Annotated in this window: 23 protein-coding genes; 12 read left to right on the top strand and 11 right to left on the bottom strand. The window is 64.6% G+C overall.

The features are described from left to right. Window positions 1-222 precede the first annotated feature (222 nt). Window positions 223-2,991, bottom strand: coding sequence for a DNA mismatch repair protein MutS (gene mutS / locus JT360_RS18270; RefSeq protein ID WP_214473123.1), 2,769 nt, complete (start codon window positions 2,989-2,991; stop codon window positions 223-225). Window positions 2,992-3,246: 255 nt separating this feature from the next. Between mutS and JT360_RS18265 the strand changes: the two genes are divergently transcribed. Continuing rightward, on the top strand, window positions 3,247-5,526 hold the full coding sequence (locus JT360_RS18265; protein ID WP_214473122.1) for an NADP-dependent malic enzyme: 2,280 nt from the start codon (window positions 3,247-3,249) through the stop codon (window positions 5,524-5,526). 32 nt (window positions 5,527-5,558) lie between these two features. Here the strand turns inward: JT360_RS18265 and JT360_RS18260 are convergent, their stop codons facing one another. Both JT360_RS18260 and JT360_RS18255 read right to left on the bottom strand, forming a co-directional pair. Continuing rightward, complete coding sequence (locus tag JT360_RS18260) at window positions 5,559-6,257, bottom strand: antitoxin Xre/MbcA/ParS-like domain-containing protein (protein WP_214473121.1); 699 nt, start codon at window positions 6,255-6,257, stop codon at window positions 5,559-5,561. A gap of 439 nt (window positions 6,258-6,696) precedes the next feature. Continuing rightward, a complete protein-coding gene (locus JT360_RS18255; RefSeq protein ID WP_214473120.1) occupies window positions 6,697-7,689 on the bottom strand; it encodes an adenosine kinase in 993 nt (330 codons plus the stop codon). 269 nt (window positions 7,690-7,958) lie between these two features. Between JT360_RS18255 and JT360_RS18250 the strand changes: the two genes are divergently transcribed. Together JT360_RS18250 and JT360_RS18245 are read left to right on the top strand one after the other, a co-directional pair. Then, on the top strand, window positions 7,959-8,876 hold the full coding sequence (locus JT360_RS18250) for a DMT family transporter (RefSeq protein ID WP_214473119.1): 918 nt from the start codon (window positions 7,959-7,961) through the stop codon (window positions 8,874-8,876). Between the two features lie 94 nt (window positions 8,877-8,970). After that, entirely contained in the window at window positions 8,971-9,681 is a 711-nt protein-coding gene (locus JT360_RS18245) for a sulfate transporter family protein (RefSeq protein ID WP_214473118.1), read from the top strand. A 7-nt stretch (window positions 9,682-9,688) separates the two neighbouring features. On the opposite strand, the gene JT360_RS18240 is transcribed toward JT360_RS18245, so the two are convergent. The 5 genes from JT360_RS18240 to JT360_RS18220 form a co-directional block, all read right to left on the bottom strand. Further along, window positions 9,689-10,687: a proline racemase family protein gene (locus JT360_RS18240; RefSeq protein ID WP_214473117.1), complete on the bottom strand. Its 999-nt coding sequence runs from the start codon at window positions 10,685-10,687 to the stop codon at window positions 9,689-9,691. After that, window positions 10,684-11,487: an isocitrate lyase/PEP mutase family protein gene (locus JT360_RS18235; RefSeq protein WP_214473116.1), complete on the bottom strand. Its 804-nt coding sequence runs from the start codon at window positions 11,485-11,487 to the stop codon at window positions 10,684-10,686. The genes JT360_RS18240 and JT360_RS18235 overlap by 4 nt, the downstream gene beginning before the upstream one ends. A gap of 232 nt (window positions 11,488-11,719) precedes the next feature. Next, window positions 11,720-12,379 carry an HAD family hydrolase gene (locus JT360_RS18230; RefSeq protein ID WP_214473115.1) on the bottom strand — a complete coding sequence of 220 codons (660 nt, stop codon included), beginning with the start codon at window positions 12,377-12,379 and terminating at the stop codon, window positions 11,720-11,722. After that, entirely contained in the window at window positions 12,379-12,864 is a 486-nt protein-coding gene (gene dut, locus JT360_RS18225) for a dUTP diphosphatase (protein WP_214473114.1), read from the bottom strand. The genes JT360_RS18230 and dut overlap by 1 nt, the downstream gene beginning before the upstream one ends. A gap of 417 nt (window positions 12,865-13,281) precedes the next feature. Next, on the bottom strand, window positions 13,282-13,752 hold the full coding sequence (locus JT360_RS18220) for an Lrp/AsnC family transcriptional regulator (RefSeq protein WP_214473113.1): 471 nt from the start codon (window positions 13,750-13,752) through the stop codon (window positions 13,282-13,284). A gap of 115 nt (window positions 13,753-13,867) precedes the next feature. Between JT360_RS18220 and JT360_RS18215 the strand changes: the two genes are divergently transcribed. Further along, complete coding sequence (locus JT360_RS18215; RefSeq protein WP_214473112.1) at window positions 13,868-14,116, top strand: DUF6356 family protein; 249 nt, start codon at window positions 13,868-13,870, stop codon at window positions 14,114-14,116. A gap of 14 nt (window positions 14,117-14,130) precedes the next feature. Continuing rightward, window positions 14,131-14,931 (top strand): class II glutamine amidotransferase, encoded by an 801-nt coding sequence (locus JT360_RS18210; protein ID WP_214473111.1) that lies wholly within the window; start codon window positions 14,131-14,133, stop codon window positions 14,929-14,931. A gap of 1 nt (window position 14,932) precedes the next feature. On the opposite strand, the gene JT360_RS18205 is transcribed toward JT360_RS18210, so the two are convergent. Continuing rightward, window positions 14,933-15,922, bottom strand: coding sequence for a hypothetical protein (locus JT360_RS18205; protein WP_214473110.1), 990 nt, complete (start codon window positions 15,920-15,922; stop codon window positions 14,933-14,935). Between the two features lie 325 nt (window positions 15,923-16,247). Here JT360_RS18205 and JT360_RS18200 point away from each other — a divergent pair, with 325 nt between their 5' ends. From JT360_RS18200 to JT360_RS18190, 3 genes are all read left to right on the top strand, one after another. After that, window positions 16,248-16,490, top strand: coding sequence for a hypothetical protein (locus JT360_RS18200; protein WP_214473109.1), 243 nt, complete (start codon window positions 16,248-16,250; stop codon window positions 16,488-16,490). Between the two features lie 122 nt (window positions 16,491-16,612). After that, window positions 16,613-16,837: a hypothetical protein gene (locus JT360_RS18195; RefSeq protein ID WP_214473108.1), complete on the top strand. Its 225-nt coding sequence runs from the start codon at window positions 16,613-16,615 to the stop codon at window positions 16,835-16,837. Window positions 16,838-17,101: 264 nt separating this feature from the next. Next, the gene (locus JT360_RS18190; RefSeq protein WP_214473107.1) at window positions 17,102-18,475 is read left to right on the top strand and encodes an amidase; all 1,374 of its coding nucleotides are present in this window, start codon (window positions 17,102-17,104) and stop codon (window positions 18,473-18,475) included. Here JT360_RS18190 and JT360_RS18185 read toward each other — a convergent pair. Beyond that, window positions 18,469-19,539, bottom strand: a complete 1,071-nt coding sequence (locus tag JT360_RS18185) for an NAD(P)/FAD-dependent oxidoreductase (RefSeq protein ID WP_214473106.1) — start codon at window positions 19,537-19,539, stop codon at window positions 18,469-18,471. The genes JT360_RS18190 and JT360_RS18185 overlap by 7 nt on opposite strands. A gap of 127 nt (window positions 19,540-19,666) precedes the next feature. On the opposite strand from JT360_RS18185, the gene JT360_RS18180 reads away from it, so the two are divergent. From JT360_RS18180 to JT360_RS18170, 3 genes are all read left to right on the top strand, one after another. Further along, window positions 19,667-20,263 (top strand): TetR/AcrR family transcriptional regulator, encoded by a 597-nt coding sequence (locus tag JT360_RS18180; RefSeq protein WP_214473105.1) that lies wholly within the window; start codon window positions 19,667-19,669, stop codon window positions 20,261-20,263. After that, window positions 20,260-21,189 carry a haloalkane dehalogenase gene (locus JT360_RS18175; RefSeq protein ID WP_214473104.1) on the top strand — a complete coding sequence of 310 codons (930 nt, stop codon included), beginning with the start codon at window positions 20,260-20,262 and terminating at the stop codon, window positions 21,187-21,189. Before JT360_RS18180 ends, JT360_RS18175 begins: the two co-directional genes overlap by 4 nt. Before the next feature lie 99 nt (window positions 21,190-21,288). After that, entirely contained in the window at window positions 21,289-22,881 is a 1,593-nt protein-coding gene (locus tag JT360_RS18170; RefSeq protein WP_214473103.1) for a peptide chain release factor 3, read from the top strand. A 163-nt stretch (window positions 22,882-23,044) separates the two neighbouring features. Here the strand turns inward: JT360_RS18170 and JT360_RS18165 are convergent, their stop codons facing one another. Then, entirely contained in the window at window positions 23,045-23,512 is a 468-nt protein-coding gene (locus JT360_RS18165) for a VOC family protein (RefSeq protein ID WP_214473102.1), read from the bottom strand. A gap of 269 nt (window positions 23,513-23,781) precedes the next feature. Between JT360_RS18165 and ilvD the strand changes: the two genes are divergently transcribed. Next, window positions 23,782-25,626, top strand: coding sequence for a dihydroxy-acid dehydratase (gene ilvD / locus JT360_RS18160; RefSeq protein ID WP_214473101.1), 1,845 nt, complete (start codon window positions 23,782-23,784; stop codon window positions 25,624-25,626). Window positions 25,627-25,654 lie beyond the last annotated feature (28 nt).

The raw sequence follows: 25,654 nt of genomic DNA, 5'->3' as shown, positions 1-25,654 counted from the left end.
GGTCCCTTGAGGGGGAGATGCCCGGCAGGGCAGAGGGGGGCGCTGTCCCGCCAACATATCAATTTTACAAAGACTGCTTCCTCGCGCCATTCTCTGCCGAGCATCATTTGAGGTCAAGTTAAGCAAGGTCAGCGCTCTACGGCGCCCCCCTCTGTCCTGCCGGACATCTCCCCCACGAGGGGGGAGATTGGCGGTTCCAGCGACGCCGCCCAGATTGCAAAACTACTTGCCCGCCAGTCCCTTCAGCCGGTAAAGCGCCTCCAGCGCTTCCCTCGGCGTCATCTCGTCGGGATTGATCTCGCCGAGTGCGGCGCCGAGCGCATCGCTCTTCACCGGCTTCGGCGCTTCCCGCTTTACCGCCACGGAAAACAGCGGCAGGTCGTCGACCAGCCGGTTGGTCTTGCCGGAAACCTCGCCCTCCTCGAGCTGGTGCAGCACTTGCTTGGCCCGGTCGACCACCGCTTCCGGCAGGCCGGCGAGCCGAGCCACCTGGACACCGTAGGAGCGGTCGGCCGCGCCTTTGCCGACCTCGTGCAGGAAGACGACGTCGTTCTCCCATTCCTTGACCCGCATGGTGACGTTATGAAGCCGCGCCAGTTTGCCGGCGAGCGACGTCATCTCGTGGAAATGGGTGGCGAAGATGGCCCGGCAGCGGTTCTTCTCGTGCAGATATTCCACCGCCGCCCAGGCAATCGACAGGCCGTCGAACGTGGCCGTGCCGCGGCCGATCTCGTCGAGGATCACCAATGCCCGTTCGCCGGCCTGGTTGAGGATCGCCGCCGTCTCGACCATCTCGACCATGAAGGTCGAGCGTCCCCGTGCCAGATCGTCAGAGGCGCCGACGCGCGAGAACAGCCGATCGACGACGCCGATATGGGCCGATGCCGCCGGCACGAACGAACCGGTCTGGGCGAGAATGGCGATCAACGCGTTCTGCCGCAGGAAGGTCGATTTACCGCCCATGTTCGGGCCGGTCAGAAGCCAGATCGCGCCGTTCTTGGCGTTCCCCTCCGGCGACAGGTCGCAATCATTGGCGACGAACGGCCCTTCGCCGGAACGGCGCAAGGCCTGTTCGACCACCGGGTGCCGGCCTCCGGAAATCTCGAAGGCCAGGCTGGAATCCACCACCGGCCGGCACCAGGCCTCGCTTTCCGAGAGCAGGGCAAGGGCGGCCGATACGTCGAGCACGGCGAGCGCGTCGGCGCCGGCGCGGATCTTTTCGGCCTCGCCGACCGCTTCCGCCGTCAGCGCATCGAAGGCAGCCAATTCGATGCTCAGCGCCCGGTCGGCGGCGTTGGCGATCTTGGTCTCGAGTTCGGCCAGCTCGGTGGTGGTGAAGCGCATGGCATTGGCCATGGTCTGGCGGTGGATGAAGCGCGCCTTGGCGCCATCGCTGCCGGTCATCACGGCATGATGGTTCGCCGTCACCTCGATATAGTATCCGAGTACATTGTTGTGCCGGATCTTCAGCGAACGGATGCCGGTCTCCTCGATCAGCGAGCGCTCCAGCCCGGCGATGACTTTTCGCGATTCATCACGCAACGCCCGCATCTCGTCGAGTTCCGGGTGGTAGCCGCCGCGAACGAAGTCGCCGTCGCGTCTCAAGAGCGGCAGTTCCTCGCCGAGCGCCTGCATCAGATGCTGGGCAAGTGCCTTGGGCAGCGCCTGAATGGCGGCGAGTGCTCTCGCTAGCTCCTGGGGCAGGGCGGTCGCGGCAAAGATCTCGGCGATGGCGCTTGCCGCCTCGAAGCCGGCGCGCAAGGCGCCGAGGTCGCGTGGCCCGCCGCGGTTGAGTGCCAGCCTGGACAGCGCACGCGGCATGTCGGCGACGCTCTTCAGACTTGTCCGCACCACCTGGCACAGCCGGGTCTCCGAGCCGAAGAACGAGACCGAATCCAGCCTGGCTCCGATCGCCGCCGGGTCGGTCAGCGGCGCCATCAGCCGGTCGGCGAGCAGCCTGGCGCCGCCTCCGGTCACCGTGCGGTCGATCGCCTTGAACAGCGAGCCTTCCCGGCTGCCCGACAGTGTGCGTAAGAGTTCCAGATTGCCGCGCGTCGCCGGATCGATGAACAGGGTAGAACCCTGCTCCTCGCGCTTGGGGCGCGACAGCGGCGGACGCTCGGCCTTCTGCGTCTTCTCGACATAGGCGATGGCGCCCGAGATCGCCGACAGTTCGGCGCGCGAAAACGTGCCGAAACTGTCCGGCGTCGCCACCTCGAAGAAACGCGCGATCCGCCCCGTGGCCGAGGCCGAATCGAACAGCGACGGCGGCTGCGGGTTGGCGACGCGGCCAAGCACGTCGAACACCGGCTTCAACTCGGGGTCATGGAACACCGGCTCGGCGACGATCAGTTCGCGCGGATCGACGCGGAAGATGTCGGCCAGGAGCCGGTCGGCCGTGGTCTCGGCGACGCGGAAGGCGCCGGTCGAGATGTCGATCCAGGCCAGCGCGAAGCTTCCGTGGCTCCCTGTCGCGCTGCCGCGCTCCCCGCCTCTTGGATCGCTGCCGCCCTTCACCCGCCCCAGGGCCATCAGGAAGCTTGATTCCGACGGCGCCAGCAATTTGTCCTCGGTGATGGTGCCCGGCGTCACCAACCGCACCACGTCGCGGCGCACCACCGATTTGGAGCCGCGCTTCTTGGCTTCGGCCGGATCCTCGATCTGCTCGCAGACCGCGACGCGGAATCCCTGGCCGATCAGCTTCTGCAGATAGTCGTCGGCCGCATGCACCGGCACGCCGCACATCGGAATGTCGTGGCCCTGGTGCTTGCCGCGCTTGGTCAAGACGATACCCAGCGCCCGGCTCGCCTTTTCGGCATCGTCGAAGAACAGCTCGTAGAAATCGCCCATCCGGTAGAACAGCAGCGAATCCGGGTTCGCCGCCTTGATCTCGATGAACTGCTCCATCATCGGCGTGACGGCGGCCGCGCCGGGCTGCGGCGGCGTCACCGTCTCGGGGGCGTCGGGCTCGTTCGGGCTGTGCATGTTCATGGCGCGGCACGCTAGCAGATGTGGCGGCCGGGTTTAATGCCGGGGCTTCGAAAAGCAGGGGAAGACTGCGTGGCCGCCACAATCGCTGGAGATCGAGGCATACGGGCAATGCAGGATGGCTCCTGACTGCTTTGAAGAAGCTTTGCCGAGCTTGGCGGTTTACACAGGGCAGCGCGTAGTCTTAATTCGAAGCCATACCCATACAAAGCACCCGCTTCAAGGAGGTGCTGCACCGGCGAGGAAATCAAAAGCATCATGGCCAGGAAAACCGAGAACACCGGTCCGTCCGTCAGCGCGCAGGAAGCGCTCGAATTCCACGCGATGGGCCGGCCTGGCAAGCTGGAGATCGTCGCCACCAAGCCGATGACGACGCAGCGCGATCTGAGCCTCGCCTATTCGCCTGGAGTCGCCGTGCCGGTGCGCGCCATCGCCGAAGACCCCAGCCGCGCTTTCGACTACACGACGCGCGGCAACATGGTCGCCGTCATCTCCAACGGCACCGCCATCCTTGGCCTCGGCAATCTCGGCGCACTCGCCTCCAAGCCGGTGATGGAAGGCAAGGCGGTGCTGTTCAAGCGTTTCGCCGATGTCGATTCCATCGATCTCGAGGTCGACACCGAGGATGCCGACGAGTTCATCAACTGCGTACGTTTCCTCGGCCCCTCCTTCGGCGGCATCAATCTGGAGGACATCAAGGCGCCGGAATGCTTCATCATCGAGCAGCGCCTGCGCGAACTGATGGATATCCCGGTCTTCCACGACGACCAGCACGGCACCGCCATCATTTCGTCCGCCGGCCTGATCAACGCACTGGAGATCACCGGCCGCGATATGAAGACCACGAAAATGGTCTGCAACGGCGCCGGTGCCGCGGGCATCGCCTGCATCGAGTTAATGAAGGCGATGGGCTTCGCGCCTGAAAACATCATCCTGTGCGACACCAAGGGCGTGGTCTTCCAGGGCCGTACCGAAGGCATGAACCAGTGGAAGTCGGCGCACGCGGTGAAAACCGAGGCGCGCAGCCTTGCCGAGGCGCTCGACGGCGCCGACGTGTTCCTCGGCCTCTCGGCCAAGGGCGCACTCACCACCGCCATGGTGCAGTCGATGGCCAAGAACCCGATCATCTTCGCCATGGCCAATCCCGATCCCGAGATCACGCCGGAGGAAGTGGCCGAGATCCGCACCGACGCCATCATGGCCACCGGGCGCTCCGATTACGCCAATCAGGTCAACAACGTGCTCGGCTTCCCCTATATCTTCCGGGGCGCGCTGGATGTGCGGGCCACCACCATCAATGAGGACATGAAGATCGCCGCTGCCCGTGCGCTGGCCGAACTGGCGCGCCAGGACGTGCCTGACGACGTCGCTGCCGCCTACCAGGGCAACCGGCCGAAATTCGGCCCCAACTACATCATTCCGGTGCCGTTCGACCCGCGCCTGATTTCGGCCATCCCGCTCGCGGTCGCCAAAGCGGCGATGGATTCCGGTGTCGCCCGCAAGCCGATCCTCGACCTCGACCGCTATGCGCAGGAATTGTCCGCCCGGCGCGACCCGATCGCCTCGACCCTGCAGCGCATCTACGACCGCGTGCGCCGCCAGCCCAAGCGCATCGTCTTCGCCGAGGGCGAGGAGGAGCAGGTGATGCGCGCCGCCGTCTCCTATGTGAACCAGAAGCTCGGCACCGCCATCCTGCTCGGCCGTGACGACGTCATCAAGGAGAACGCCAAGCACGCCGGCATCGACCTCAACAAACAAGGCATTGAGATCATCAACGCCCGGCTGTCGCGCCGCAACAGCATTTACACCGACTATCTCTATGAACGCATGCAGCGGAAGGGTTTCCTGTTCCGCGACTGCCAGCGGCTGATCAACAACGACCGCAACCACTTCGCCGCTTGCATGGTGGCGCTGGGCGACGCCGACGGCATCGTCACCGGTGTCACCCGCAACTATTCCACAGCACTCGACGACATCCGCCGCGTCATCGATGCCAAGCCCGGCCACCGTGTCATCGGCGTCTCGATCGTGCTCGCGCGGGGCAAGACCGTGCTCGTCGCCGACACCGCCGTCCACGACATGCCGAACGCCGAGCAGATCGCCGATATCGCCGAGGAGGCGGCAGGCTTCGCGCGCCGCATGGGCTATGAGCCGAGGCTCGCCATGCTCGCCTACTCGACCTTCGGCCATCCGCAGGGCGAGCGCTCCGAGCGCGTCCAGGAGGCAGTGCGCATCCTCGACAAACGCCGCGTCGATTTCGAATATGACGGCGAAATGGCCGCCGACGTCGCGCTCAACGCGCGCGCCATGGCGCAATATCCATTCATAAGACTGACCGGCCCGGCCAATGTGCTGATCATGCCGGCCTTCCACTCTGCCTCGATCTCGACCAAGATGCTGCAGGAACTCGGCGGCTCGACGGTGATCGGCCCGCTGCTGGTCGGCCTGAACAAGCCGGTGCAGATCGTCTCGCTGAACGCCAAGGACAACGATATCGTCAACATGGCGGCGATCGCGGCCTACACGGCGGGGACTTGAGGAAAAGCCTTCGAATGCTTTTCGAGTGAAGCTCACCCAGGCGCAAAAGCCCGGGCCGCCTCGACCACATCCTCGACCTGGTCCTGCCGCAGCAGGTCGATTGGAATGCGCCCGTCGAGTTGCGCCGCCGGGCGCGTCAGCCACAGCCAGGCCAGCCTCGGATTGCCGATCAGCTTGAGCACGTCGCTTATGCCCGCCACTGGCCTGCCGTCGACGAATTGCGCCAGTGGGAAGACGTGTTTGCGGCCGCCCTTGCGCAAGGCGATGACGTCGCCGCGCCTTTGCCAGCGGTGCAGGGTCGAGCGGGCGATGCGCAGATTTTCCTCCAGATAGGTCGAGCCGGCGACGCGGCCGGCCCAGTCCTCGATCAGCATCGATTCGAGATCGTCGGGCTGGGAGGAAGGCGTCTGATCGGCCAGCAGCGCCGTCGGCGGATTTGTGGTCCCGCCGGCAGTGCCGGCTTCGCTGCGGCGCGCGGCTTCTGCCGCCAGCGCGCGCACAAATTTCGAGGCAAGGCCGGGCAGGTCGGCGTGGATGGTATCGATGGCGCGCTGATGCTTCGGCGACAGCAAGGTGACGGCGGACGCTATGCTGCCGGCGATCTTGCCGACCGAGACCACGGTGGATTGGTTGATGGCCTCGTCATAGTGGGCAAGCGCGCGTTCGACATCCTCCGCGACCATCTCCGCGAAGTCGTCCTGTCCAAGACCGGTTGTCTGAAATCTGTTCATGCATCTGTCTTCCGGCCGCGCGCGCTCCTCCCTGAGCCGCGACCTGGCTGTTGAATTTCTAGTGTGGGAAACGGAAATCGCGGCGGCAACGAATCGCATCGCCTGACAGCTTGCTGTCTTGCATCTTTGACACCCTAACTGATTGAGGGTGCACCGAAATGTCAGTCGCGGGGCGCCCAGACTGCGTGTAGGTGCGATGTGTGACAGCTGCGTGACGGTGAAGCTGCCAATCTCCCCCCTCGGGGGGGAGATGCCCGGCAGGGCAGAGGGGGGCGCGAAGGATCACGACGCAGCAATACTTGCGCCGCGACCCGCGCTCTTCGGTAGTCGCGCCGTGAAGCCATCAATTCGTGATGTGAACTGGCGATGCCGGCGGGACAGCGCCCCCCTCTGGCCTGCCGGCCATCTCCCCCACGAGGGGGGAGATCGGCAGCCCCCCCTACAGCAGCCCGGCCTGCTCGGCCTCGCGGCGCAAATTCTGCCGCGGCCTTGGGCCGATCTGCTGGATCACCAATCCAGCCGCCAGGGAGCCAAGGTCGCCGCAGGTCTTGAGGTCGCGGCCTTGTGTATAACCATGCAGGAACCCGGCGGCGTAGAGATCGCCGGCGCCCGTTGTGTCGACCAGCTCCTTGATGGCGGTCGCCTGGATGACCACGGTCTCGTCGCCGCGCACGATCACCGAACCCTTTTCCGAGCGGGTGACGGCGGCGATCCGACAATCCCTGCGGATCTGCGCCAGCGCCTCGTCGAAGGACGATGTCTGGTAGAGCGACTTGATCTCATGGCTGTTGGCAAAGACGATGTCCACCGTGCCGGAGCGCATCAGCTCGAGGAACTCGTCGCGGTAGCGGTCGACGCAGAACGAATCCGACAGCGTCATCGAGACCTCGCGGCCGGCCGCGTGCGCCAGCTTGGCTGTCTGCCGGATCGCCTCCTTGGCGCGCGGCGGGTCCCACAGATAGCCTTCGAAATAGGTGACCTTGGCGCCCGAAGCCTTGTCGGCCTCGACATCCTCCGGCCCGAGCTCGACGCAGGCGCCGAGATAGGTGTTCATCGAGCGTTCGCCATCGGGGGTGACGAAGATCATCGAACGGGCCGTCGGCGGCTCGCCCTTGAGCGGCTTGGTGTCGAAGGCGACGCCTTGGGCGTGGATGTCGTGCGCATAGATTTCGCCCAGCGCATCATTGGAGACCTTGCCGAAGAAGGCGGCGCGTCCGCCGAAGGAGGCGACGCCGGCTGCCGTGTTGCCGGCACTGCCGCCGGAGGCCTCGATCGCCGGGCCCATGCGGCTGTAGAGCAGTTCGGCGCGGTGGGTGTCGATGAGGTTCATCGCGCCCTTGATGATGCCGTTGGTCTCCAGGAATTCCTCGTCGCACTGGGCGATGATGTCGACAATGGCATTGCCGATGCAAAGCACGTCATAATCCGGCATCAATGTCTCCGCCAAAAACCCGAGCCGGCTTTTCGCCACGCCCGGGCGGGTCTACAGCATGACCCCGAAAATTGGCAACCGATTTTCTGTCGTTGCCGGCGTGCGGCGATGACCATTCCCGCATCGAGACGCGCGGTCGTTGCAATCATTTGCGCCTGGAACGCGACATGCAGGCGCTACGACAATTCGACCGTGGCCGAAACATTTCATCCCGGCATCGCCTAGATCTGTGGCTTGACCGATCACGTCACCAGGGCGAGCCAGTCCCCATGTCTACAAAGAACGCGCCGACAGGAAACGATACGACGACCGACCTGGCGCTGCTCGGCGTGCTGGCGGTGCTGTGGGGCGCCTCCTACACCTTCATCAAGATCGGCGTCGAAACGATCCCGCCGGTCACTTTCATCGCCGCCCGCACCTTGATCGCCGGCGGCATCCTGTTCGCCATCATCCGTTGGCGCGGGCTCACTATGCCGGGCGACGCGGCAAGCTGGCGCCGCTTTGCGTTCCAGGCATGCCTCAACAGTGTCATCCCGTTCACGCTGATCGCCGCCGCCGAGCGCTCGGTGGATGCCGGCTTGGCCACCATCCTCAACGCCACCTCGCCGATCTTCACCTTCCTCTTGACCGCGCTCATCACCCGCCATGAGCCGGTCACGCCGCGCAAACTGATCGGTGTCGGCGCAGGCATTGCCGGCATCTGCCTCATTGTCGGCACCGAGGCGCTGGGAGGTCTCGGCCACGAGCTGTGGGCGCAGGCCGCCATCGTCGTGGCGACGATCTGCTATGCCGGTGCCGCCATCTTCGGCCGCGGCTTCAAGGGCCTCGATCCGATGCTGCCGGCCGCCGGGTCGATGCTCTGCGGCGCGGTCATGCTGGTGCCGCTCAGCCTGGTGGTCGACCAGCCCTGGACATTGGCGCCGTCGACGGCGTCGATCCTGGCCCTGCTCGGCCTTTCGGTGTTCTCGACCGCGCTGGCCTTCGTCATCTATTTCCGCCTCATCCACACGCTGGGCTCGGTCGGCACGACGTCGCAGGCCTATCTGCGCGTGCCGATCGGCGTCGGCATCGGCGCCGTTTTTCTTGGCGAAAGCCTGGGTCCGGCGGCTTGGCTGGGCATGGCCTGCGTCGTCGCCGGCGTCGCGGCCATGACCATCCCGGTCCGCAAGCCGGCGCTTGCGCGGTAGGCGCTCGGCCGCGCTTGTGCTGGCGGCGCGTGCTGCTTATCTCGGGGGCGTCCCGCCTTCCGGCGGTGTCCGCTGACCCGGGGGTTGAAGCACGGTGATTTTCGACGCTGCCCGCACTGCGGCCCTCGAGCTGCTCTCGCCCCCGTTTCGTGGCGTGTTCATCAAGACGCTTGGCCTGACCGTGCTGGCGCTGGTCGCCTTGTGGTTCGGCCTGACCAGCCTTGTCGAATGGCTGGCCCTGCCATGGCTCCAGGCACTGTTGCCAGGCATGCCGTCCTGGGCCGGCTGGCTGGGCGGCATCATCGCGGCAATAGCACTCGCCTTCGGCATGGCCCTGCTCGTCGCGCCGGTGACCGCCGTGATCGCCGGCCTGTTCCTCGACGATGTTGCCGAAGTGGTCGAGCGCACCGACTATCCCGCCGACCCGGCTGGGCGCGCCATGCCGGCGCTGCGCTCGCTGGTGCTGGCGACAAAATTCTTCGGCGTCGTCATCCTTGGCAACTTCGTGGCGCTCATGCTTCTGCTGGTGCCGGGCATCAACATCGCCGCCTTCTTCGTCGTCAACGGCTACCTGCTCGGGCGCGAATTCTTCGAATTCGCCGCCATGCGCTTTCGCCCGGAAGAAGAAGCCAGGGCCTTGCGCAGGCGCTATGCCGGCACGGTGTTTGTCGCCGGGCTGGTCATCGCTGCGTTCCTCGCCGTGCCGCTGCTCAACCTGGTGACGCCGCTCTTCGCCGCCGCCATGATGGTGCACCTGCACAACGCGGTTTCGGTGCGGGAAACGGCCCGCCCCTCCCGCGTTTGAGCGTTTTTCAGCGCAACAGAAAACCGCGCCCCAGCTCATCGTCGGCTTCGACAATGAATTCCGCCCGCCCGGAATAATAGGCGCGGCCGCCGACGCGGGCGATGATCGCCTCGTGCGGGCCGGCCTTCGCCGTCCGCGCCACGGCTCCGGAAAAGCGCGAGCCGGCGATGCTCTCGAAGGTGCGCGTCTGCCCGATGGCGATTTCGCCTTTGGCATGCATGGCCGCCAGCCGCGCGGTGACGCCGGAGCCGGTCGGCGAGCGGTCGACCTCGGCCTCGGCGAAGACGCAGATGTTCTTGGTCGCCTCACCGGAAAAACTATCCTTCCCGTCGGTCAGGATGGTGCCGTAGAGGAAGGCGAGATCGGCGTGGTCGGGATGTGACAAGCGGAAATCCGCCTTGAGCCTGTTCGTCAGCGTCGTCGCGGCATCGACGAAATCGCGCACGCGGCTGCGGCCGAACTCCAGCCCGAATTGATGACAGTCGGCCAGCGCGTAGAAGGCGCCGCCATAGGCGATGTCGAAGCCGATCTTGCCATACCCCGACAGCTCGATCTGTTGATCGCGCGCAAACAGGAAGGCCGGTACGCTCTCGAACGACACCGCGCCGGCCTTGCCGTCCCTGACTTCGACCGAGGCGACGACCAGGCCGCACGGCGCCTCGATGTTGACGGTTGTGATCGGCTCCTGTTTCGCCACCAGGCCTTCATCGATGGCGTAGCGGCCGAGCGCGACGATGGCGTGGCCGCACATGGTCGAATAGCCCTCATTGTGCATGAACAGCACGGCAAGGTCGGCGCCGGGCAGGTCGGGCTCGACCAGCAGGGCGCCGTACATGTCGTAATGGCCGCGCGGCTCGAACATCAGGATTTTTCTGAAGTGATCGAGATGGTCGCGCACATAGGCGCGCTTTTCCAGGATGGTGCCCTTCGGGATATCGGGATAGCCGCCGGTGACGATCCTGAGCGGCTCGCCGCCCGTATGCATGTCGACGACGGTGAGCGTCATGCCGAGGATTTGCCAAACAGCGCCTGCAATTTGCCGAACGGCATGGCGGCGCGGGTGAAGCCGAACGTCCCGTCCTGCTGGATTTCGCGCGCTGCCGTCTCCAGCATGCCGTAGGCGAAATTGGTCAGCCACGGGCCGAGCGAGATACGCTTGACCCCGGCCATGGCGAGATCGGCGATGGTGAAGCCGGGCCGCGCCATGGCGTTGACCGGCTTGCCGACCGCCGAGCAGATCGTGCGCACCATCTCGATGTCGCCGATGCCTGGCGCATAGAGCACGTCGGCGCCGGCCTTCTCGAAGGCCTGCAGCCGTTTGATGGTGTCGTCGAGGTCGGACTTGCCCCACAGGAAATTCTCGGCGCGCGCCGTGAACACGAAATCGCGCTTGAGCGCGCGTGCCGCCTCTACCGCCGCCGCGACGCGCTCGACCGCATGCGCAAAATCATAGATCGGCTTGTCGGGATCGCCGGTGTGGTCCTCGATCGAGCAGCCGGCAAGGCCGGCCGCTTCCGCCGCGAAGATGGTCTCGGCGGCCTGCTCGGCGCTGTCGCCTTTGCCTTTTTCGAGGTCTGCGGAGACCGGCAACTCGGTCGCCGCCGTCACCTCGCGGCAATGATGGATCATCTGCTCGAAGGTCACCGCGCCATCCGGCAGGCCGCGCGAAAAGGCAAAGCCGGCGCTGGTCGTCGCCAGCGCCTTGAAGCCGAACGAGCCGAGCAGTTTGGTCGTGCCAGGATCCCAGGGATTGGGCATGACGAAAGTCGAGGCATGCAGGTCGCGAAAGATCTTGCCCTTGTCCATGGTAGTTCCCCCATCTTGTGCAGTGCGATGGCGCGGATTTTAGCCTGCCTGCCTTGCCCGGGCAAACGAATGCCGTTGGCTCAGAAGCGGCTCGCCTTCTCTGCTGACAATTTCTCGAACGCATCGAGGATGGCGCGGAATACATTCGTGGGCATGGCCGCCTCGGGTGTCGGGCGCACGGAACGTAGCCACGGCGCCCCACGGCGTCCAGCCTGCCCGTCAACCCCGAAGATCAGTGGATTGGCACCAGTCCGGCCAGTTCGCGCATGTCGTCGAACAGGATGCCGCCGGCCCGGATCAGGCCATCGCGGTCGGAATAGGGATCGCCATGATAGGAAAACACCCGCATGCCGGCGGCGATGCCGGCTTGCGTGCCGGCAACGCTGTCCTCGATGACGATGCAGTCGGCGGGCGGAAAGCCCATGGTCTTGGCCGCATGCAGGAACAGGTCGGGGAACGGCTTGCCGCGCGCGACCATGGTCGAACTGAACATCGCATGTTCGAACAGCGGCAACAGCCCGGTCTGGCCAAGCGTGATGTGCATCTTCGACACCCTGGCCGACGTGGCGACGCAATAGGCAATGCCCGCGGCGCGCACGGCCTCGATGAACTCGCGGACATGGGGGATCGCCTCGACCCCATGGGCGAAAAGGTCCGGCAGGCCGGCATTCCAGCGCTCGACAAAATCGGCGCCGAGCCTGACCTCGGTCTCGGCTTCGATTTCCTTCTGCACCGAGGCCATGCTGCGGCCCGAGAAATTCTTGCGGCAATATTCGAAGGTCGTTGGATAGCCGGCGGCGGTCAGCCATTCGGCGAGGCGCCGGTTGGCGAGATTCTCTGTGTCGACCAGGATCCCGTCGCAGTCGAAGATGACCAGCTTTGGAATTTGCATCAGGCGGTGCCGGTGGATCCGAACCCGCCCGCGCCACGCGCCGTGCCGCCGGCCAGCGAACGCTCTTCCACCGCTACCTGCGTCACGACAGAGAAAACGATCTGGGCGATGCGCATGCCGCGCGTCACGGCAAAATCCTCGTCGCCGAGATTGATCAGCAGCACCTTCACCTCGCCGCGATAATCGCTGTCGACCGTGCCCGGTGAATTGAGGACGGTGAGGCCATGCTTGAAGGCAAGCCCGGAGCGCGGCCGCACCTGGCCTTCCATGCCTTCCGGAATTTCGAGGATCAGCCCGGTCGGCACCAAAGCGCGTTTCCCCGGCAGGATCAGCAGCGGCCGGTCGTCGGGCACCGCCGCGCGCAGATCCATGCCGGCGGCGCCGGTGCTTTCATAGGCGGGGAGAGGTAGTCCTTCGGCATGCGGCAACCTGACGAAGCCGACAGTCGGACCGATGACGGAGGAGTTTTGGAGGGCTGCGCGCATAAAACCGATCCTATCGGCGCGATTGCCGATTCGGTCAATTCGCCCGCAACGCTATCAACGGCTTTCTTTCAGGCATCACTATGGCGCGGTCCCTCGGCGCGGAAGGTTCAACGGTCGTTGCCAGAAGGACCGTACGCCGTGGCGATTAGCGAAAAACGCCCAACGTCGTCATCCACGGGCGAAGCAAGGAGCGCAGCGACGCGGCGCAGACCCGAGGATCCATGCCGCGACTCCAACGCGTCACCACGGTGCAGAATTCTGCTCCGATGCGCCCCTCGGCCGAGATCGCGGCATGGATCCTCGGGTCTCCGCGACGGAGCTTCGCTCCTGCTCCGCCCGTGGATGACGAACGCGGGGAGGCTTCGGCTACGTCTCGGATGGTCCGAACCAACGATGAAATCATCTCCCCCGCAGCGGCTAGCGTACTTCCATCGGAACCACCGTCGTCTCCTTGATCTCCTCCATCACGAAGGAGGCGGAGACATCGGACAGCGCCACTTTGGCGATCAGCCGCTGATAGAGCCGGTCGTAGGCCTTCACGTCGGCGACACGGGCGCGCAAGACATAGTCGAGGTCGCCCGACATGCGGTAGACGCCGGTGATCTCGGGAAGGCCTGTCACCGCCGCCCGGAATTTCTGCAACCAGTCCGGATCGTGATTCGAGGTGCGGATCAGGATGAACACCGACAGGCCAAGCCCGAGCTTGTCGGCATCGACCAGCGCCACGCGGCCGGTGATGACGCCATCCTCCTCCAGCCGCTTGACACGCCGCCAGCAGGCATTGCGCGACAAGGCTACCCGTTCCGACAGCTGGTCGACCGACAGCGTGCCGTCGCGTTGCAATTCGGCAAGCAATTTTCGGTCGATTTCGTCGATGACCAACGCCATGTTGGGATATTTGTCCCAAGGATGGGCTAAATACAAGGACATTTTGGGACCAATGAACCGGCGAGGCGTGCCAGGATACCCATATTGGAACTTGAAACGCTGAAGGGGAACCAGCATGTCGGTCGCAAGGATTTTCACGTCTCATCCGGCCAAGGTCGGGGAAACCTATTTCAGCCACATGGCCTTTGCCGGCTGGTTCTCCTCGCGTTTGCTGATCGCGGCTTGCGCCGCGCTCGTTCACGCTTTCTTGCCGTTTCTGTTTGAGACTACCGCCAGCCGAATCGTCCGCGAGCTCTATGAGCGGACTCACAACAGAGGCACGCATGCGACCAAGGAGCCCGCGGCTCTTCCGGATCGCGCCTAGGGGCGGTAGAAGCGATGTGCCGATGGGCGGCCTATCTCGGTGAAGCGGTCTTTCTCGAAGACATCCTCACGGCGCCCTGCCATTCGCTGATCGCCCAGAGCCATTGCGCCCAGGAAGCGAAATCGCCGACCAATGGCGACGGTTTCGGCCTTGCCTGGTACGGTGACCGGCCGGAGCCTGGTCTCTACCGCGACATCCTGCCGGCCTGGTCCGATCCCAATCTGAAGAGCCTGTGCCGGCAGATCAAATCCGGCCTTTTTCTCGCCCATGTCCGGGCCTCGACCGGCGGCGCCACCAGCCGCGTGAACTGTCATCCTTTCATCTCAGGGCGCTGGTCGTTCATGCACAACGGCCAGATCGGCAGTTTCGAAAAGATCCGCCGCGCGCTGGAGAATTCGCTGTCCGACGCCGTCTTCGACCAGCGCGAAGGCACCACCGACTCGGAACTCTTTTTCCTGCTGATGATTGACGAGGGACTGGCTGGTGATCCCCAGGGCGCGGTGTCGCGCGCCACCAGCCGCGTGCTCGAAGCCTCGCGCCGCGCCGGCCTCGAGCCGGCGCTGAAGCTTACCGCCGCCTTCTCGGATGGGCAGGCGCTGCACGCGGTACGCTATGCCACCGACGCCCACGCGCCGACGCTCTACACCTCCACCTTCCGCAAGGGAGGCGGGCGCTGCATCGTGTCCGAACCGTTCAATCGCGAGGGCGGCGATTGGCAGGCCATCCCGCCGTCGAGCTTCGTCACCATGACCCGGGATGGCATTGCTATTCGGCCGTTTGCGCCCACATCTGCCAGGCTGGCTCTGGCCGTCTAGGTTACAAATTGGTCAGCGCCGCACCCCCGCCGGCTGGCACGTCAGGGCTTTGCTGCGCGCTCGAGTGTCTCAGCCAGTGGCGGTCGAAGACATCGAGGATGGCGCGGAACTCGGCTGGCGGGATCTGGTGGATGCCGCCATCGCTGCCTCCAACGAGGAACCGCGTGAGCTGCCGGTCGACCTGCTCGGGATGCTCGAGGGACATGCCGACCGATACCAGATCCGCCGAAATCGACTGATCGGGCGGCAGGTATCCGCCCCACGGAGTGGCGCCCGGCGCCCGATCGCGCAGACGCACCATGAGGATCCTTGTCAGCGACGGCTGCGCCTCCGGGCCGATAATAGCGGTTCCACACATATAGCCGCCAAGAACACTCCCCGGTTGCGACTGTGGGAACAGGCTGATGAAGAACCGTGCATCGCCGCCGACTTCCTTCAGATGCACGTAAAGTGCGCGCTTGGCCGGCGTGACCGGGCCGCCAAGCTCCAACTGGCCTGTCGGCAAGATTTCGCGATAGCTGGCAGTCAGGCCATGCAAGCCAGGCCCTGGCTCCATCGACAGGATGCCCTTGATGAATTGGCCGCGATAATAGGGCGACCAGGCACGCGAATAGCATGCATAGGTACCTGCGAGCGCGAAGGCGAGGCTGCGCTCTTCATGGTTGGACGAGGTCTCGAACTGAGTCCCGGCGCGGCGTTCGAGCTCTGCGCTATCGATGTTGTGCCGGGCCGCGATCGCGGCTGTGAAGTTCGGCAGGTCGCAGTCGGCGATCCATGCGCCTGACTGTTCCAAGCGAAGCAGCTTCGCCCAGTCGTCATAAACGCTATGCTCGCGCGGCTGTGCGCGGCCCTGCAGCCATTTGTCGGCACGGCCGAGATCGAACGAGGTCTTCGGATTGACGGACCGGAAAGCCGCCGCCAGATCCTTGCGGGTTACGGTCCCCAACAACGCCGAAGTCAGCCGTAGTTTCTGAGCAATGTGCTGTGCCACGCGGCTGCCTTTTGCTGTTTGGTTTCAGCCATAACATGCCGCGGCAAAACCTCCCATCGTTACTTTTCAGCCTGCTAATATTCGAGGAATTCCAGAGAATTCCACGGCATTCCACGCGTGCTGCCTTCCCGGTTTGTTGGCCGGCGCTAAGCTCGCGAAGGGCAAGGGGCATACTGTCAGCGAACGTTCTGAGCGTGCGCTGAGGAGGTCATTCCCTTTCCTTCGCAAAGCTGTGACACGCTCCAATCGAGCAACGGCGAAACCAGGCTGAGAAGCCCGGTAGCAACCGAACCGTAATGCCACCTCAAATTGAAGGAATGACCGGATGACTGCAAACACCTCTTCCAGACTGACATTCATCGTATTTACCGCAGGCTGCATTGCACTAGTGCTGCTGTTTCGATACGCGCCGACCGGCGACTTTCACTCGAGATATCTCAAGGGCGCAACGGCGGTGGTGGCCGCCAAGCCGACCCGCATCGACGTCGATAACGAGGCGCACGCCATTCGCTTCTACGTCGACGGCAAGCAGGTCGCCCTGCTCGACGAGTCCGGTTTCAGGCAGTGAGGCGGCCAAACCGCGCACAGCGGCGACGTGGAGTTGATGGATCCATGAAGAGGAACTTCGGCGCGACGCATGAGCCTGTCCAGAAAATGCGGCGCGCTTTGTAGCCAAAGAGGAAAACTGCCATGAAACTCGTTCTGTCAGCGCTGCTCGTGCTGCTTGTCTGGTCGCAAGCAGCGGAGGCCAAGAAGAAAGTTGTGGTGGCGCAGGACAATGCCGCCAAGGCGCAGTTGGCCCGGCCGCCCCTTGACGACACGTCGACAGGCGGGATTAGGTCGGCCGCGGGTGCAACCGCGCCCGCCACCGACGGGCAGCAATACCCGCCGGCGCTGAATCTCAATTTCCAGTAGGCCAATTGCTTGTCGACGCAGGGATCGATGATCCGCAAGGGAATAACGACGGGAGCCATAGCGAAGGTCACGGACTCGTCGATGACTGGCAGGAACATTTCGCAGCCGAAATGAAGCGAGAGCGTCGACATCCGTAAATCCGATTGGCTTTGACCGGCGCAATTCCAATCAAGCACAGCCGATCCTCGAATGCTCAACTCCGCTTGAAGCCGTGCCTCGGTCCGCCATCTTCAAGGCGAGTGCGGCCAAGCCGGAGCATTCCTCATGGACATTGCCTTCTCCTCAACCGTCGACCTCGCCGCCGCCATCGCCGCGCGCAAAATCTCCGCTATCGAAGCACTCGACGCCCATCTGGCGCAGATCGACAGTCACAACGAGGCGGTCAACGCGGTCGTCTCGCTCGACAGGGAAGGCGCGCACGGACGCGCCAGACAAGCCGATGCGGCACTCGCACGCGGCGCAGCGCCCCGACCGCTGCACGGCGTGCCGTTCACGCTGAAGGACATGCACGAGACGTCAGGCATGAAGACCACGGTCGGCTTCCCGCCTTTCGCCGATTATGTGGCGAAAGAGGACAGTCCGGTCGTCGCCAGGCTGAAGGCGGCCGGCGGCGTGCTGATGGCCAAGACCAATGTCGCCAGCATGCTGTCCGACTGGCAGTCGAACAATCCGCTGTTCGGCCGCACCAGCAATCCCTGGAATCTCGAGCGTACCGCGGGCGGCTCCAGCGGCGGTGCGGCGGCCGCGATTTGTGCTGGCATGACACCGTTCGATGTCGGCACCGACATGCAGGATTCGATCCGTCTGCCAGCCGCCTTTTGCGGTGTCTATGGCTTGAAACCAACGGAGCATCGCGTCTCGCTGGCCGGCGCCTTCCCGGACCCGCGCGGTGCCGCGCGCAGCGTCCGGCTGATGTCCTGTCTCGGGCCGCTGGCGCGCAGCGTGGACGATTTGTCCTTGATCTATCAAATCATCGCCGGACCGGACGGGCGCGACACCGATCTCGCGCCGGTGCCGGTCGAGGACATGCCGAAGCTCGACCTCAAGACATTGCGTATCGCTTTTGCGCCATCCTTTCCCGGCTTCCCGGTGGACGGCGCCATCAGCGCAGCGGTCGAAAATCTCGCAAGGCAGCTGCAACGCGCCGGCGCTATCGTCGGGGAGGCGAAACTGCCCAAGCTCGATCTGCATGATGATCTAAAGCAAGGCGGCGCGCTGATCGGCATGATGATGGAGGCGGCGCAATCCGGGCCGCCCGAGCAACCGACATCGGTCTCGCGCTGGTTCGAGGCGCTCGCCCGCCGCGACAAATCCATTCTCGCCTGGGAGCAGTTTTTCGACAGCTGTGACGCGTTGCTTTGCCCGGTGGCCATGACCACGGCGTTTCCGCATTGCGAGCCCGGCGCACCGATCAAGGTCGACGGCAAGGACCAAAACTACTGGATGCAGCCCGCCTATGGCGCGGTGTTCAATTACAGCGGCCACCCGGCGCTTTCGATGCCGTGCGGACAGGACAGCGACGGCCTGCCGATCGGCCTGCAACTGGTCGGCAAACGCTGGTCGGAATCACGGCTGCTTGGCGTTGCCAAGACGATGACGCCATTGACCGGCGGCTTCAGCCGCCCGCCAGGCTATTGAGCGAACCGGCCCAATCCATAGGGCGCCAGCAGAGGGTCGCGCTCGCCATCAAGAATTTCCTTCGCGGCGAACAGGCCCACGGCCGGTGCCAACGTGATGCCGGAATGCATGACCGCGACATAGACACCGTCCATGCCCTCGGCGCGGCCGATGATCGGAAAGCCGTCGACCGGCGTCGGCCGATAGCCGACGGTGTGGAAATCCAGCTCCAGTCCGTCGCTGTCGCGCAGCATGGCCTTCGTCGCCGCAAACAGCGCGCGGGCGGTGGCTTCGGCATCCATGCCCGGATCGGCGCCGCCGAAATCCGAGCCGGCGATGATGCGGCCCTCCGCCGTCTGGCGCATATGCAGGCGCTCGGCCAGCACCAGCCCGTTGAGCAGTCTTTTGTAGGGCCGCGAGTGGACGATGAGGCCGGGCGGCGTCTCGATCGGCAGGTTGATGCCGGCGGTCGCGGCAATGCCCGGCGCACCGACGCCGGCCGCGATCACCACCTCATCGGCGGCAATCAGCCCATGCGATGTGTCCACACCGGTAATTTTGCCTTTCTGGACCAGCGCGGTGACCGTGCTGGATGTGATCCGCGCGCCGCGCAGCTCGGCGTCGGCCAGCAGCGCTTTTGTGGTCGCGACAGGCTCGGCGACGCCCTCTTCGGCGACGTAGAGAGCAAAGTCGGGAAGCTCGGCAAGGTTAGGCTCGATGCGCGCCGCGCCGGCCCGGTCGACGCGCTCGATGCCGTAGCCCCAGGATGAATGTTCCGCCGCATAGACTTCGAGCTCGTCCGCGGACAGGTCCCAGCGCAGGCCACCGCACCAGGCGAGCGACAGGCCGGGCAGGTCCCGCGCCAGCCGCGACCATTCGGCCATCGCGAAGGTACGCAGCCGGAAATACGGTTCCGGATTGCCCGAGCTGGCGTTGATCCAGGCAAATGAGTTCGGCGTGGCGACGCCGCCGGGCGCGCTATCGGCAATCACCGTCACCTGCGCGCCCGCCCTGGTCAAATGCCAGGCGATCGACGCGCCGATGATGCCGGCGCCGATGACAATGACGTGTTTCGCCGCAGCCATGTTCGCTCCTCAAATTCGTCACCCTGAAAGACATTGTTCCAGTGCCACCCCGTTCGCCGGTTGCCAACATAGGGCAGCGCAAATTATTCATCTTGACATCAATACGTACGTACGTATTATTCTCGGCATGGCTAGACAGTCACTCCGCGAAAAGCTTCTCGACGCCGGTTTCCGGACTATCTGGAATTCAGGCTATGCCGCCGCCGGCGTGCGCGACATCGTTGCCGCCGCCGACGCCCGGCCGGGCTCGTTCACCAATCATTTTGCCTCCAAGGAGGAGTTTGCCGGCGAGGTGTTGGACCGCTACTTCGCTTATGTCGGCACACTGGTCGAAAAAGCTTTGGCGCAGGACGGCACGCCGCCAATCGGCCGGCTGCGGCGCTACCTCGACGTCATCACCTCGAAGCTCGAAGCGCATGACTGGGCGCGTGGCTGCATGATCGGCAATCTCAGCCTCGAGACCGCGGTCCACAGCGAGCCGCTGCGCCTGCAGCTCGTCGCCATCTTCGAACGCTGGCGCCAGCCCTTTGCGGCCTGCATCGCCGAAGGCCAGGCGGCCGGCGACATCTCCAAGGCCTTCGACGCCGAGGACCTTGCCGACTTCCTGCTGTCGTCCTGGCAGGGCGCCATGCTGCGCATGAAAGTTGAACGCAGCGCCGCACCGCTCGAGCGGTTCAAGAAAATCATCTTCAGCACAGTTTTTGCTAGGGAGACGACCCCATGAGTTCGAAAACCGATATGTCTCAAGCTGGCGCCACCGTACCGAGACGTTCACAGGTCGCCGTGCTCGATTGCACCATGTCCTATGTCGAGGCAGGAACGTCCGGCCCGACCGTGCTGTTCCTGCATGGCAATCCGACTTCGTCCCATATCTGGCGCAACATCATCCCGCATGTCGCGCCGCTCGGCCGCTGCATCGCGCCCGACCTGGTCGGCTACGGCCAGTCCGGCAAGCCCGATATCGATTATCGCTTCTTCGACCATGTCCGCTATCTCGACGCCTTCCTCGATGCACTCGACATCAGGGATTTGGTGCTGGTTGCGCAGGATTGGGGCACGGCCCTGGCCTTCCATCTCGCGGCGCGGCGGCCGCAACGCGTGCTCGGCCTTGCCTTCATGGAGTTCATCCGCCCCTTCGAGCGCTGGGAGGATTTTCACCAGCGCCCGCAAGCCCGCGAATTGTTCAAGGCGCTGCGCACGCCTGGCGTCGGCGAGAAGCTGGCCCTGGACGACAACGTCTTCGTCGAAAAAGTGCTGCCGGCCTCGGTGCTGCGTACACTGAGCGATGAGGAGATGGCCGCCTACCGGGCGCCGTTCCCGACGCCGCAATCGCGCAAGCCGGTGCTGCGCCTCCCCCGGGAATTGCCCATCGAGGGCCAGCCCGCCGACGTTGCCGCCATCAGCGAACACGACCATCGCGCACTTCGGCTCTCCACCTATCCGAAACTGCTGTTTGCGGGTGATCCCGGCGCCTTGATTGCGCCGCAGGCCGCAAAAGAATTCGCGGCCGGGCTGAAGAACTGCCGGTTCACCAATCTCGGACGCGGCGCGCACTATCTGCAGGAGGATCATGCCGATGCGATAGGCAACGCCATTGCCGATTGGCTCCCTGAGGTCGTTCAGGCGAGCCGCGCGGCCGAATTGGCCTGATGCAAGCAGGGCTTCCGGCGGCTTCCGTGCCGCCGGACAGGTCGACAGCCCGGCACTGCGCTGCTAGAAGCCCGGCCTGTCACACGGAAATCCCAGAGAATGCCCGAAGCAATACCAGAGGAAGTGGCGCGCCGCCGCACCTTCGCGATCATCGCCCATCCTGACGCCGGCAAGACGACGCTCACTGAAAAGCTGCTGCTGTTCGGCGGCGCCATTCAGCTTGCCGGCGAGGTCAAGGCCAAGAAGGACCGCATCCAGACCCGGTCCGACTGGATGAAGATCGAGCGCGAGCGCGGCATTTCGGTCGTCACCTCGGTGATGACCTTCGAATATGAGGACAATGTCTTCAACCTCCTGGACACGCCCGGCCACGAGGATTTCGCCGACGACACCTACCGCACGCTGTCGGCGGTCGACTCGGCCGTCATGGTCATCGACGCCGCCAAGGGCATCGAGCCACGCACGCTCAAGCTGTTCGAGGTCTGCCGGCTGCGCGACATCCCGATCATCACCTTCGTCAACAAGATGGACCGCGAGAGCCGCGATCCCTTCGAGATCCTCGACGAGATCGAGCAGAAGCTGGCGCTGGACACGGCACCCATCACCTGGCCGATCGGCCGTGGCAAAAATTTTTCCGGCACCTACCACCTGGCGCTGAACGCGGTGCGCAAGGGCGACGACGAGAAGGAACGCACGCCCGTCCACGGTCCCGATTCCAACCGCGTCGCCGGGCTGCTGCCGGAGAACGAGCGCGAAGCGTTCATCGAGGAACTGGAGCTCGCGCGAGAAGCCTGCCGCCCGCTCGACATCGACGCTTTTCGCGAGGGCCATCTGACGCCGGTCTATTTCGGCTCGGCGCTGCGCAACTATGGAGTGCGCGACCTGATTGAGGCGCTTGGCGCCTTTGGCCCGCCGCCGCGCGCGCAGGAGGCCGACACCCGCACGATCGAGGCGACCGAGGATAAGATGACGTCCTTCGTCTTCAAGATCCAGGCCAACATGGACCCCAACCACCGCGACCGCATCGCTTTCGTGCGCGTCTGCTCGGGCAAGCTCGAGCGGGGCATGAAGGCCAAGTTGGTGCGCACCGGCAAACCGATGAGCCTGTCGGCGCCGCAATTCTTCTTCGCCCGCACCCGCGTCACCGCCGACGAGGCGTTTGCCGGCGACGTTGTCGGCATTCCCAACCATGGCACGCTGCGCATCGGCGACACGCTGACCGAAGGCGAGGAGATCCTGTTCCGTGGCGTGCCAAATTTCGCGCCGGAAATCCTGCGCCGCGTGCGCCTCGGCGATGCGATGAAAGCCAAGAAGCTCAAGGAAGCGCTGCACCAGATGGCCGAGGAGGGTGTCGTGCAGCTGTTCTCGCCCGAGGACGGTTCACCCGCCATCGTCGGCGTCGTCGGCGCGCTGCAGCTCGACGTGTTGAAGGAGCGGCTGAACTTCGAATACACGCTGCCGGTCGAATTCGAAATGTCGCGCTTTTCGGTCTGCCGCTGGATATCGGCCGACGACAAGGCCGAGGTGCTCCGCTTCATCGAAGCGCATCGCGGCGACATCGCCAGGGATCTCGACAACGATCCGGTGTTCCTCGCCCAGCACGCCTTCTCGCTCAACTATGAAGCCGAACGCTGGAAAGCGATCCGCTTCGCCACCATCAAGGACTATCAGGTCCGCGACAAGGCGGCGTAGGGGGCCTCTTCCTTCTCCCCGTTCACGGGGAGAAGGTGCCCGGAGGGCGGATGAGGGGCAGCGGCGACCTCAAGGACCATGTGCCCGGCCCGTCGCAGGCTCCGGGCGTTCGAAGCTCGAAAAGCCAAGCAATTGGCTTTTCGTCCGCTCCGCGGACCGCTTCTCACCCCTTCGCAGCCGCTTCGATCTTGGCGATGTCGATCTTGCCCATCTGCATCATCGCCGACATCACCCGGCCGGCCTTGGCCCTGTCCGGATCCAGAAGCAGCCTCGGCAATTGCTCCGGCACGACCTGCCAGGAAACGCCGAACTTGTCCTTCAGCCAGCTGCAGAAGCCCGGCTCGCCGCCCTCGGTGAGCTTCTCCCAGAAATAGTCGACCTCGTCCTGCGTCTTGCAGTCGATCGACTGCGACATCGCCTCGTTGAACTTGAATTGCGGGCCGCCATTGAGCGCCTGGAACGGCACGCCGTCGAGCTCGAACGTGGTCATCAGCACTTTGCCTTCATCGGCGTGGCCCTTCGGCCAACGCATAACGCTCAGCACCTTCGAATTCTTGAAGATGGAGACATAGTGGTTCATCGCCTCCTCGGCCTGGCCGTCGAACCACAGGCAGGTAGTGATCTTTTGCATGTCGTGCTCCTCGGGTTGCTCTTTGCTCTTGCGGTGAAACGGCTCACTCCGACAATGGTGCCATTCCTTGCCGTCTGCCCAAGGACGGCCGCGCGCCGCGCGATCCGACACCGGGCATGCGATTTTTTCAGAAGGCTCTCGTTTTTCGGAAGAATCTGGCGCAGCGCAAAAATGTGGCCAGACCAAGCTATGGCGTCTATAAGGCCTGCGATCCGAATTCAGCGCCGCCGCGCCCTTCTTCGGCTGCGGCCAGCCACCAGGGAAAAAACATGCCTGCCTATCGCTCCCGCACCACCACCCATGGCCGCAACATGGCCGGCGCCCGCGGCCTCTGGCGCGCCACCGGCATGAAGGACAGTGATTTCGGCAAGCCGATCATCGCCGTGGTCAACTCCTTCACCCAGTTCGTGCCGGGCCATGTCCATCTGAAGGACCTCGGCCAGCTGGTCGCGCGTGAGATCGAGAAGGCCGGCGGCGTCGCCAAGGAGTTCAACACCATCGCCGTCGATGACGGCATCGCCATGGGCCATGACGGCATGCTCTATTCGCTGCCGTCGCGCGAGCTGATCGCCGATTCCGTCGAATACATGGTCAATGCGCACTGCGCCGACGCCATGGTCTGCATCTCCAATTGCGACAAGATCACCCCCGGCATGCTGATGGCCTCGCTGCGCCTCAACATCCCGACCGTCTTCGTCTCCGGCGGGCCGATGGAGGCCGGCAAGGTGGTGCTGGCCGGCAAGACACAGGCGCTTGATCTGGTCGATGCCATGGTCGCCGCCGCCGACGACAAGATTTCCGACGAGGACGTCAAGGTCATCGAGCGCTCGGCCTGCCCGACCTGCGGCTCCTGCTCGGGCATGTTCACCGCCAATTCGATGAACTGCCTGACCGAGGCGCTGGGGCTTTCGCTGCCGGGCAACGGTTCGACGCTGGCGACGCATGCCGACCGCAAGCGACTGTTCGTCGAGGCCGGCCATCTCGTCGTCGATCTCGCCCAGCGCTATTACGAGCAGGACGACGAGACGGCACTGCCGCGCCGCATCGCCTCGAAGGGCGCTTTCGAGAACGCCATGACACTCGACATCGCCATGGGCGGCTCGACCAACACCGTGCTGCACATCCTGGCCGCCGCGCATGAGGGCGAAGTCGACTTCACCATGGAGGACATCGACCGGTTGTCGCGGCGGGTTCCGGTGCTCTGCAAGGTGGCTCCGGCCAAGTCCGACGTCCACATGGAGGATGTCCACCGCGCCGGGGGCATTATGGCGATCCTCGGCCAGCTCGACGAAGCCGGGCTGATCAACCGCGACCTGCCGACGGTGCATACATCAAGCCTCGGCGAGGCGCTCGATCATTGGGACATCTCCCGCACGACCAGCCAGAATGTCCGCGACTTCTTCCTGGCGGCACCTGGCGGCGTGCCGACGCAGGTCGCCTTCAGCCAGGACCGCCGCTGGGACGAGCTCGACACGAACCGTGAAACGGGTGTCATCCGCTCGGCGAAGACGCCGTTCTCGAAAGATGGCGGCCTTGCCGTGCTGAAGGGCAATCTGGCGCTCGATGGCTGCATCGTGAAAACGGCGGGCGTCGACGAGTCCATCCTGAAATTCACCGGGCCGGCACGGGTGTTCGAAAGCCAGGACGCCAGCGTCAAGGCGATCCTGTCGAACGAGATCAAGGCCGGCGATGTCGTCGTCATCCGCTACGAGGGGCCGCGCGGTGGCCCCGGCATGCAGGAAATGCTCTATCCGACCAGCTATTTGAAGTCGAAGGGCCTCGGCAAGGCCTGCGCGCTGGTCACCGACGGCCGCTTCTCCGGCGGCACGTCCGGCCTGTCGATCGGCCATGTTTCGCCGGAGGCGGCGGAAGGCGGCACGATCGGGCTGGTGCAAGAGGGCGACACGATCGAGATCGACATCCCCAACCGCACCATCCGCCTTGCTGTCAGCGACGCCGAACTCGCCAGCCGCCGGGCAGTGATGGCGGCCAAGGGCGCCCTCGCCTGGAAGCCCGAGGAAAAACGCAAGCGCAAGGTGACCACCGCGCTGCGCGCCTACGCCGCCTTCGCGACAAGCGCCGACAAAGGCGCGGTGAGGCACGTGCCGGAGTAATTAGCAGCAGCCCCTGCCTCCCCCTTGT

It is taken from the genome of Mesorhizobium sp. dw_380, from assembly GCF_018588885.1.
In the GTDB taxonomy this organism is placed as follows: Bacteria; Pseudomonadota; Alphaproteobacteria; order Rhizobiales; family Rhizobiaceae; genus Mesorhizobium.
This window is presented reverse-complemented; position numbering and strand designations above follow the sequence as displayed.